This window comes from Ilumatobacter nonamiensis YM16-303 (genome assembly GCF_000350145.1).
GTDB classification, from domain to species: Bacteria; Actinomycetota; Acidimicrobiia; order Acidimicrobiales; family Ilumatobacteraceae; genus Ilumatobacter_A; species Ilumatobacter_A nonamiensis.
The window spans coordinates 21,222-31,832 of record NZ_BAOL01000015.1 but is presented as its reverse complement, the minus strand read 5'-3'; the positions used below and the strand labels follow the sequence as shown (position 1 = coordinate 31,832).

Annotated in this window: 9 protein-coding genes and 1 pseudogene; 7 read left to right on the top strand and 3 right to left on the bottom strand. The window is 60.9% G+C overall.

Annotation, left to right across the window (positions count from 1 at the left end):
- The 3 genes and pseudogenes from ON45_RS23600 to ON45_RS02505 all read right to left on the bottom strand — a co-directional run.
- Positions 1 to 228: hypothetical protein (locus ON45_RS23600; RefSeq protein WP_206537633.1), on the bottom strand; the 228-nt coding region annotated here is incomplete at its 3' end.
- Between the two features lie 89 nt (positions 229 to 317).
- Positions 318 to 542: an integrase core domain-containing protein gene (locus tag ON45_RS02510; RefSeq protein WP_040491629.1), complete on the bottom strand. Its 225-nt coding sequence runs from the start codon at positions 540 to 542 to the stop codon at positions 318 to 320.
- A gap of 64 nt (positions 543 to 606) precedes the next feature.
- Positions 607 to 2,006, bottom strand: a pseudogene (locus ON45_RS02505) (IS30 family transposase).
- Here ON45_RS02505 and ON45_RS02500 point away from each other — a divergent pair.
- From ON45_RS02500 to ON45_RS02470, 7 genes are all read left to right on the top strand, one after another.
- The gene (locus ON45_RS02500; protein ID WP_051062321.1) at positions 2,005 to 2,373 is read left to right on the top strand and encodes an integrase core domain-containing protein; all 369 of its coding nucleotides are present in this window, start codon (positions 2,005 to 2,007) and stop codon (positions 2,371 to 2,373) included. The pseudogene ON45_RS02505 and the gene ON45_RS02500 overlap by 2 nt on opposite strands.
- A 271-nt stretch (positions 2,374 to 2,644) precedes the next feature.
- Positions 2,645 to 3,901: an acyl-CoA dehydrogenase family protein gene (locus ON45_RS02495; protein WP_083914139.1), complete on the top strand. Its 1,257-nt coding sequence runs from the start codon at positions 2,645 to 2,647 to the stop codon at positions 3,899 to 3,901.
- Between the two features lie 22 nt (positions 3,902 to 3,923).
- On the top strand, positions 3,924 to 5,393 hold the full coding sequence (locus ON45_RS02490) for a 4-hydroxyphenylacetate 3-hydroxylase N-terminal domain-containing protein (protein ID WP_083914137.1): 1,470 nt from the start codon (positions 3,924 to 3,926) through the stop codon (positions 5,391 to 5,393).
- Positions 5,390 to 6,097 carry a TetR/AcrR family transcriptional regulator gene (locus ON45_RS02485; protein WP_040491627.1) on the top strand — a complete coding sequence of 236 codons (708 nt, stop codon included), beginning with the start codon at positions 5,390 to 5,392 and terminating at the stop codon, positions 6,095 to 6,097. The genes ON45_RS02490 and ON45_RS02485 overlap by 4 nt, the downstream gene beginning before the upstream one ends.
- The gene (locus tag ON45_RS02480) at positions 6,085 to 7,731 is read left to right on the top strand and encodes a class I adenylate-forming enzyme family protein (protein ID WP_083914135.1); all 1,647 of its coding nucleotides are present in this window, start codon (positions 6,085 to 6,087) and stop codon (positions 7,729 to 7,731) included. The genes ON45_RS02485 and ON45_RS02480 overlap by 13 nt, the downstream gene beginning before the upstream one ends.
- Positions 7,728 to 8,861, top strand: a complete 1,134-nt coding sequence (locus ON45_RS02475; protein ID WP_040491623.1) for an alpha/beta hydrolase — start codon at positions 7,728 to 7,730, stop codon at positions 8,859 to 8,861. The genes ON45_RS02480 and ON45_RS02475 overlap by 4 nt, the downstream gene beginning before the upstream one ends.
- 357 nt (positions 8,862 to 9,218) lie before the next feature.
- Entirely contained in the window at positions 9,219 to 10,610 is a 1,392-nt protein-coding gene (locus ON45_RS02470) for an ABC transporter substrate-binding protein (protein ID WP_158412160.1), read from the top strand.
- Position 10,611 lies beyond the last annotated feature (1 nt).

Below are 10,611 nucleotides of genomic sequence, written 5' to 3'. Positions count from 1 at the left end.
ATTCTCGGGCGGGTGGCCGCTCGGAGACGTCCCGATAGCGCGAGGTGTGTCCGGTCGATCTAGGCGAACATTCAGGAGCGCTTTCGCGCGCTCGAATCGTGGCATCTGGCACCGCGCACTCGGCGACTTGGGCTTGGCATCGCAGGTGTACTCGATCGGCTGCCAGGCGTCATCGGCGATGCTGGCGATCGCGGTCTGGACCGCCGCAACACTGGTGCGCACGCCCATCGTGGAGCGGACCCGCCCCGACCGGGGTTGGAAACCAATAACCCGAGTGATGTGCCCCCGGTTCCGCGACCTCGGGATGCTTGAGTCGGTCATGCCGTTTTGGTGTGGTGGATCTTCTCAGACTCGATCGGGGTGAGCATCCCGATCGAGCTGTGGCGGCGCTGTCGGTTGTGGAACACCTCGACGTACTCGAACATCGCCGACGCCAACTCGACACGCGTGTTCCATCGTTTCCGGTTCAGCAACTCGGTCTGCATCCGGCCCCAGAACGACTCGATGACGGCGTTGTCGTAGCAGTCGCCAATGCTGCCCATCGACGGGACCAGTCCCGACTGGCGGGCCCGATGGGTGAACGCCCAGGATGTGTATTGCCCGGACTCAACCGGTGGTCGCAACACCGGCTTGTTGGAGGGAGCGTAGATGCTCGTCGAAGGCTTCGGCAGGGGTGCGCCAGCCGAGGATCTTGCGGGGCCGTGAGTTGAGGGTCGCGGCGATTGCTTCGATCTCTTCAGCCGACCAGCGCGTGAAATCGGTGCCTTTCGGGAAGTACTGGCGCAGCAGTCCGTTGGTGTTCTCGTTCGTGCCGCGCTGCCAGGGGCTCTTCGGGTCGGCGAAGAACACCGGGATGTTGGTCTCGACCGTGAAGGCGGCGTGCGCGGAGAGCTCCTTTCCGCGGTCGCAGGTCAACGACCGGACGAGTTGATCGGGCAGCGTGGTCATCGACGCGGCGAGACGATTCTTCATCGTGATCGCCCGTAGCCGGCGAGTGCCGGTCGGTTCTTGCGGGCGGGTTGTTCGCCGTAGCCCTTCTCGCGCGGGAGATGGACAAGCATCGTGAACCGGGTGGTGCGCTCGACGACGGTGCCGATCGCAGAGCGTTGAAGGCCGATGATCAGATCGCCTTCCCAATGGCCTGGGACGGCTCGGTCTTCGACCTCGGCGGGCCGCTCGCTAATCAACACGTCGTTCGTGACGTGATCCCACGCCCGGCGACCGACACGCTTGCGCGGAATCCGCAGCGCCCGACCACTGCGCAGGCATGCAGCGAGTTCACGTTTCAACGCGCCACGGCTTTCCACGTAGAGCGCCTGGTAGATGGCCTCGTGGCTGATCCGCATCGACTCATCATGCGGGAAGTCGATCTTCAGGCGCTGCGCGATCTGTTCCGGGCTCCAACCCTGCACCCACCGACGGTCACCTCGATGCGGCTTGTTCTTGCCCTGCCACTTCGGGCCCTCCGGGCCGAGCACGCGGCCATCGGCGGCATGGACTCGACCGGAGAGCCGGTCCTGGACATAGTCGTGCAACGCCTTGTTCTTGACGAGCTTGGCTGTCTTCGGGCGCCGAGCATGCCGCTCGGCGTGCCACTGCGCGAGCGACGCTTTGTACTCGAGCCGGAACGTGCGCGTTGACGCGTTCCGTCTCAACTCTCTCGAGATCGTGGACGGCGACCGCTTCAGTCGACGCGCGATCTCGCGCACGCCAGCACCCTGAGCTTTGAACAACGCGATGTCCTCGCGTTCGGCAAACGACAGGTAGCGGCCTGTCACGGTCGGAGGCAGACAAGGATTCACCCCACCAGCGTGGCGGAACCATCGATACCCGACCGGCGATGACACGCCCGCCGCCTTTGCTGCGTCGTCGGTCTTCTCGCCCTTGGCGATCTCCGCCCAGAACGCCACCCGGTCCTGACGCCACGCGATCGTCGGTCGACCCGGCGACGGGATCTGGCCCCGATACAGCTGCACCTCCCGCTGTCGCTCCTTCATCGTCCCCATGATCAGCACCTCCATCATCGAGGTGTTGCGACGGCCGGTTGAGTCCGGGCAATTCACGTCCGTGAGATTCACCGAACGCCTCGACGAGATCGGTGCTCGTCCGTCGATCGGCACGATCGCTGATTCGTATGACAATGCCCTCGCTGAGACAACGAACGGGTTGTTCAAGGCCGAGTGTGTCTACGGGCCTGACGCTCCGAAGCTCTGGGATGACGTCGACGAACTCGAACTCGCGACGCTCACCTGGGTTCACTGGTTCAACCACGAACGTCTCCACAGCCACTGCGGCGACGTCCCACCCGACGAGTTCGAAGCAGCTCACTACGCTGCCCAACAGACCGCCCCGACCGGGGTTGGAAACCAATAGCCCGAGCCTCTAACAGACCCAGGGTGACTCACCGCCCACACGTTCGCAGTCGACCGGCTCCAGATATGCGTCAACAACCTGACCAAGCGCATCAAGCGGATCGCGTTCGGGCTCGTGAACTTCCGACATCACCGCGTCCGCTGCCTGCTCTACGCCGGCCGACCCGACTGGACCCTGCTACCCACCCTCCAACCCTGAAACGCGAACAGCCACGCTGCGTGCTGAAACAACTTCAGCAAATAGCTTGACAACTCCGGTCACCTCCGTAAGTATGGGTGCTGAAAGTTATTCAGCAAACGGTATTGAACCGTCGAGGGGGCCAGAAGGCGTGACAAGTTTCGCGGATGATGACGCGTATGGTGGGGTTGCTGGCGGACCAAATTCGCCAATATTCCGAAGCCAGCTCATCGAATTTTTTCACAGGAACGCGCCACGGAAGGTGCTTGTTCAGGAGCCGAGCGACCGTGTAGTCGGTGCGGCGTTCACGCGAAGCCGCGCCGATCGAGCCGATGCGGATGCGGCGCGTGCCTGGCAATCCACTCTGTTCGACGCAGGGCTTGCGTGGCGGACAGGTCCAAAGGAATTCGGAGGCGCCGAGATGTCGGCGTCTGAGCTTGAATGCTTCACCGAGGTCGCTGCGGAGTTTGAGCTCCCTGACACTCATTGCTTGCACGTCGGACTGTCAATCGTCGCACCAGCGATTCGCGAACATGGTACCAGCGAGCAGAAGGCGTACTGGCTGCGACGGTTGTGGCGGGGCGAGTCGATCGGGTGCCAGCTTTTCTCCGAACCGGATGCTGGGTCCGATCTTGCGTCGGTTCGAACGACGGCAGTGCGCGACGGAGACCAATGGACGATTACCGGGCAGAAGGTGTGGTCGTCAGGTGCCCACATTTCGGACGTCGGACTGCTGCTTGCGCGGTCCGATGCCGATCGCTCGTCGCGACACAAGGGATTGTCGATGTTCTTGATCGACATGTCGGATCCAGGAGTGACAGTTCGACCTTTGAAGCAGATCAACGGGAACAGTCGATTCAACGAGGTCTTCGTCGAGGGGGTGTCGGTCTCTGATGACCGCCTCATTGGGGGCGAAGGAAACGGCTGGAGCGTCGCCCGAACGAGCCTAAACAGCGAGCGTGATGGAATGGCCGTATCCGACACCCTTTTCGCTAACCCGCTTGAGCGCTTGATCGAACTTGCACGGGAAGTTGGAGGGTCGCAACGGCCGGAGATCCGCCAGCGCATCGCCGACGTGTATTCGCGGTCAGTGATCTCCAACTGGATGATGGCCGGCACATCCGCAGCGGCCGGAAAGCTATACAGCACCGACACTTCGAACCGTCTCTGTTCGCTCGCTGTCGAGCTCGCTGGAATTGCCGGCGTCACGGATTCCGGCGACCGCAACCGCTACTGCTGGTCGGAGATGCTACTGGCCATCCCGTCCCTGCGTATCGCTGGTGGCACCGACGAGATTATGCGAAACCTGGTCGGAGAGCGCGAGCTAGGACTTCCGCGAGAGCCGAGATAGAGCAGAAAGAGCAACCACGACAATGATGACAGGCGAACAGTACAAGCAGTCGCTTCGCGATGGCAGAGCCGTCTATATGAACGGCGAACTCGTCGATGACGTGACGTCGCACCCGCTTCTCAAGAGCGCGGTCGATCGGGTAGCCCGCGGCTACGACAAGCACTACCAAGCTGGCGAAGACGCGTTCGGACCGTACTTCAGTATACCGACCACGCCGGAAGCACTTCGTGAGGAGGCGATTCGCAAGAGCAGCCTCGACGGCCCGACCAACACGACGAGCTCATCGCTACTCATGCTCCTGAGTGCGTCCAGCAAGATGCGCGCCACGCACCCGGAATACTCGGATCGAGCGATCGGCTACCTCGAACGGGCTCGGGCGGCGGACACCCGCTGCGTCCAGACCATCACCGACGCAAAGGGACATCGCGCGCTACCGCCGTCACAGCAAGACGACCCAGATCTCTATCTGAGGATCGTCGAACGACGGAGCGACGGAATCGTCATCAACGGGGCAAAGATCCACATCTCACACGCCGTGATTTCGCATGACCTCTTGGTGATGCCGACGAAGAGGATGAAACCTGACGAGGGTGATTGGTCCGTAGCGTGCGTCGTGCCGGTCAATGCACCTGGTGTCACGATCGTCAACGTCAGCTTTGCACCTCGCCCCGACATTGACGAGCGCTTCTTCCCCTTCAGTTCGAGCCATCCGCGCACGGAGGGCTTCGTGATATTCGATCATGTCTTCGTTCCATGGGATGACGTCTTCCTCGCGGGCGAGTACGAGCACTCGGCGACGTTCGCTCACTCGCTCGGGCTCTGGGAGCGAGCGGCTTCGCTCGGCCACTACGTCGACGTCGCCGACACGCTTGTTGGTCTCGCTCAGCTCATCAGCGAGGCCAATGGCACCGACAAGATCTCCCACATCAAGGAAAAGATCGGAGAAATGATCCTCTACGCGAGCATGCTACGAGCAAGCTACGAAGCGACCCTCGCCGACGTCAGTTACACACCTGAAGGTTGGGCCTCGCCGAGTGAGCTTCATGCAACTGCAGGCAAGTACTACGGCTCAGCCAACTTCAGTGCGATGGTTCGCCATCTCCACGACATCGCAGGTGGAGGCGTGCTCACATCACCGACGCTCCTCGATCTCGAACACGAGGTGACAGGACCATATCTCTCGAAATATATGAGAACTATGCCAGGTGTAAGCGCACAGCTTCGATTGCGTCTATTTCACGCGATTCGCGACTTCACCGCCGACGCCTTCGGTGGATTCCAGCACGTGACGATACTGCAACAGGGTGGCGGTCTCTTTGCACAGCAGATCGTTACGAAGAAGCACTTCAATATGACTAATGCAAAGAACCTGGGACTGCAGACGGCCGGTGTAATTGGTTGGGATGAGTCGGTACCCGACTGCCACCTGAGTGACCTTGAAGGTCAGCTCGAAAGAACCAAGCGGCCGGTCGAAACTGAGGCGACAGCATGAATGCCGGTGCGGCGCCCGTCGACGCGCCGCCCGCTGCGGTAGCGAACCGTGAACAGGCCGTCAAGGAGGCTGTCGTCCTCCTGCTGGCTGACTCTGTGAATTCTGAGGCGCCCGCGGGCCCGCGCGCGGAAGTCACTCGACGCAACGTTCTCGATGCAGCGCTCGCCGTCTTTGCGCGTGATGGATATTCGCAGAGCTCGGTTCAGGAAATCGCAACCCTTGCCGGGGTCAAGGTTCCGACCATTTACCAATACTTCAACGGCCGCCCCGGACTCTTCGCGTGCGTTGCTGGCGAGCGCGCCATCGAAATGCTGACAAGTGGCGTCGATCACTGGGACGTCACCCAAGGGCGAGAGGGTCTCCGTCGGGCAATTGAGAGTCACGTCAGCTACTTCGACTCACATCGTTCATGGATGAAGGCGATGGAGGAGGCGGTGCATGTAGAACCGTCGATCGCCCGTCTGCGACGCGAGTTCCGTACTACGCACAAGGCGAGGTTCGGCAAGGCGATTGCGAAAGGCCAGCGGCTCGGAATCGTAAAGTCCTCCGTGAGCTCTGATGTGCTGGCTCGGGCCTTGACACAAGGAATCGATCGATTTCTCTTCGACGCCTTCATCTTCGACCCGCCTACCGAGGCACTGTCGGTCGATCAGGTGTCCGCAGAGCTGACGTCGATCTGGGGGGACGCACTGTGTTGTCCGTGACGGCTGGAAGTACTCGCGCAGGCTTTAGGACGCGCCACCAGGTCTGCGATTGGCTCGACATTGCGGCTGAAGCCACGCCGCAGCGCTCGGCGTGGATTACGGGCGATGGATCGGTCACCGACTATGCGACGGCCCAACGCGAGGTCCGCAACATTGCAGCTGGACTAGCCGACTTGGGAATCCAAAAGGGGTCTAGGGTCGCAGTCTTGTCGACCGACTCGGTCGACGTCATTGAGACCTACCTCGCCATTGCCGGCCTCGGGGGAACGATCGTTCCGCTCAACTTCCGGCTGTCGGCGGTGGAATTGGCCGACCTGATGAAACGAGCCGAACTGGACTCGATAGTCGTCGCCCCGCGTTACGTAGCGACGATTGTCGACTCGCCCGTTGCAGAGGTCGCACCACCCATGATCGTGGCGACCGAAGTTCCTCGCACGGAAGTCGAAACGGTCAACCCGTCGATCAGTGCAATGCGAAGCAGTGCCCGCTCGATCGAGTGGGTGGCTCGGGAAGCCGACGAGCTCTTCGCCATCTCATTCACCAGCGGTACAACCGGCCGTGCGAAGGGTGTTCTCCAGCCGATCCGCATGGTGGAAGCAATGGTGGAGGCAGGAATCGCGAATCAGCGTCTCGAACCTGGTGACTGTCGATACGCCGGCTCACCGCTGTTCCATGTGTCGGGATGGGCAAACGCGCTCTACGCATTGCGGCTCGGCTCTACACAGCTCATCCTTCCCCAATTCGACGCCGCGGTCGTACTCCGTTGGATGCAGGCACACGACGGTCTGACTGGCGCAACCTTGATGCCGACGATGATTGGAGAGATCCTCGACTCGGAAGCGGCCGTACGCGGTTCATTTCCGCGACTGCGACAGATCAGCTACGGCGGGTCGGCGGCTGGTGAGCAGCTAGTGCGGCGGATGGATGATGTCTTCGACTGCGACCTCTTCAACATATTTGGCGCTGGAACCGAGGTTGGCGGGCAGGCACTGCTCGGTCCCGAGGATCACCGACGCGCTCTCGATGATGAACGTGCAGATCTTCTGGTGTCGGTCGGAAAGCCTCCTCCGGGTGTTGAGCTTCGCATAGTTGATGACCAGCTCACAGACGTGGTGCCGGGCACCGTCGGCGAGATCGTCTCACGTGGTCCATGCGTCATGACCGGCTATCTCAACGAACCCGAGCTCACACGCAGTGTGCTGCTCCCAGATGGTTCGTTCCGATCAGGCGACCTCGGATGGCTGGACGAGGAGGGCTATCTCCGTCTGGCGACCCGGCGGGTCGACATGATCCTTCGCGGCGGCGAGAACATCTATCCGGCCGAGGTGGAAGCGGTACTTGCGTCGCATCCGAATGTGTCGGACTGCCTCGTCGTCGGCGTGCCCGACGAACGTTGGGGTGAACTCGTCATCGCCCTCGTCCAATCGTCTCCAGCGGCGAAGGCCGATGCTCAGGAAATGATCTCGCATTGCAAGCAATCACTCGCAAGTTACAAGACGCCGGCACATGTTGTCGCCGTCTCATCGATACCCCGGTCGGGACCGCTGATGAAGGCTGATCGAAGCGCAGCGCGCTCGATCGCGATCGAGCATCTTGCCCATACTCACAAACAGAAATCGAAGGGAATGATATGAGCGAATCTTTGTCCTCTACCGTTGAAAGAACCTTTGTCGGACTGCCATCGCCTGCGATCGGAAGGGCGGGTGCTGGGGGTCACCCATGCCAAGGCATCTACTATCGCCTGCGGGGAAAGGTTCCGAAGACTGCAATCATTGCCACCCATTACAACCTCGATTTCTCGGAACACTATCTAGCCCCCTACATGGCCGAGCGCGGCTTTGGCTTTCTCGGGTGGAACACGAGATTCCGTGGCAACGAGCCCTACTTTCAACTTGATCACGCACTTGCCGAGATTGGCGTTGGTGTGGCGTGGCTCCGCGACCAAGGCGTCGAGGAAGTCGTGCTGCTCGGCAACTCGGGCGGTGGCTCGCTGATGGCCGCCTACCAGTCTCAGTGCAAGGACGTCGATATCCGACCATCCGTTGGTCGACCGGTATTTCGAGGCCTGTACGACCTCGCGCCCGCCGACTACATGATCTTTCTGGCTGCCCATCCAGGCAGACCTGAGTACATCACCGGCGCGATGGATCCGAGCCTGACTGATGAGTTTGATCCGACGTCCATCGACCCCAGCTTGGACATGTATGACGCGCGCAATGGAGTGCCGTTCAGCGATGAGTTCCTGCAGCGTTACGGACGTGCTCAAGTGGCTCGGAACGCAAGGATCACCGAGTACTGCCTCGCGGAACTCGATCGACTACCAAGTCTCGGAACACTCGAGCGTCTGTTTGTGATGAACCGCACCTGGGCGAACCCGCGGTTCCTTGACCCGACGATCGACCCGTCGAATCGGCCGGTCGGGCGTTGCTACTTCGGAGACCCGGCTCGGGCAAACCGCAACGTATTCGGCGTTGGAATGGTCACGAGTCTTCGGACCTGGCTGAACATGTTCAGTCTCACTGAGTCGGACTGTGTCGTCGACTCGCACCTTCCCAAGAACGATCTGCCGACCCTCGTCGTGCACGCGGATGCGGACATGGGGGTGTTCCCGGCAGATGCGCAGAAACTTCTCGATCTCACCGGGGCCGACGATAAACAACTCGTCACTCTTCCTGGCGGTCACTACTTCAATGAAACCTCAGAGGCTCGACCCAATGTTGCCGACCATGTTGCGGCCTGGTTGCAGGCTCGAGTATCGAACTAACGAAGCGACGTAGACGCATCTAAATAGATCGCGTCGCACAATTCAAACAACAAAAATGGGGGAAACATGTTCCAGAAACCAACGATAGGGAAGCCAGGAGCTACGCGACGGGGTGTCGTGGCGCTACTGATTACCGGTGGACTGCTCGCCGCTGGATGCGGTGGGAGCGGCGAAGGGGCTGACGACTCGATCGCCGGCGGCGCCTCCACCGCACCGACCGTAGAAACGGCGCCAGAGCCGGACGAGACTTCAGTGAGCGCGCCCTCGGATACCGCAGTGGAATCTACTGCTCCGTCTGAGCCATCCGCGGACTTCGATCCTGACGCGACGCTTCGGCTCATGTACAGCGTCGGTCCCGTGAGCCTCGATCCCACCAAGTCGACTGCCGGAAGCGACGCGATCGTCTTAAATCTGCTGTACGACAGGCTCATTCACATCTCGCCTGATGGCGAGCCGATTCCAGGGCTTGCGGAATCCTGGGAGATCGATCCAACCGGCAACACGATGACGCTTCATCTTCGAGACGACGTGACCTTCCACGATGGCACGCCACTCGATGCGGACGCAGTGAAAGCCAACCTCGATCGTGCGATGGCAGAGGAGAGCACGGTTAATGCTGAACTCGCGACCTTCGATTCGGTCGAGGTGATCGATCCGCAGACGGTTCAGTTCACCGTTCCCCTGGCATCGCCAGCCCTTCCGCTGTATCTCACGGGGCGCTCCGCGATGATGATGAGTCCCGCGTCCTTTGGCGCAGTCGACCTGGACACGAAGCCTGCCGGATCGGGGATGTATACGGTCACTGAAACAGATCCTGGTGTTTCCGTTGAGTTCGTTCGCAACGACGACTATTGGGACCCCGAAGCTATCGGGGCCGCAGGTGTAGAAGTCTCCTACAACACCGACGGCCAGACTCGACTCAATTCCGTAAAGGACGGCCAAACCGATTGGGCGTTCATCGATGCAGCTGCTGCCGACGAGGCGGCCGACGCCGGACTCCAGCTGCTGGATCAGACTGACATCGTGTTCTACCGTGTCGCCCTCAACCTTGCGCGGGCGGAGTTCGACAACGAACTCGTCCGCCAGGCAATCAGCTATGCGATCGACCGAGAGGCCATCCTCGACGTGGTGTTCGATGGCGAGGGCATCGTGCTAGACCAAGCGTTCCTGCCCGGCCGGCCCGGATACAACGAGGACGTGGCTGGCACCTACACCTACGACCCTGACAAGGCGAGAGCACTCCTCACCGAGGCGGGAGTCGACGAGGGGGTTGCGTTCGAGCTGTTGACACCGAACAGCACCTACTACTCGAAGATGAGCGATGCGATCGCCGCGCAATTGGCCGAGGTTGGCATCACGGCCACCTTGCGGCCGGTCCCCGGCGGTGACGTGATTCGTCTGTACGCGATCGACAAGGACACGGACGCTCTGACAGTCGCGAACCGTTCAGGAAATCTCGACCCACTCATCACTCTGCGTGATCTTTACTCGGAGGATGGACGGCTCAATCCGTCCGGGATGACAGTTCCGGGGTTCAACGAACTGTATGAGGAGGCAAGCACAGCGACTGATGCTGATGCTCGCGAAGCCGCAATTGAATCGCTTACGGCGCTTGTCGTCGAAAGCGCGATGGATATCCCCATGTTCAACGCGACGAGCTTCTTCGCTATGGCTCCTGGCGTAGCCGGGGCACAGGGCTATCTAAACGGTCAACCGGAGTTCCGTGGAGTTGGGATCGTTGCTGGCTGAC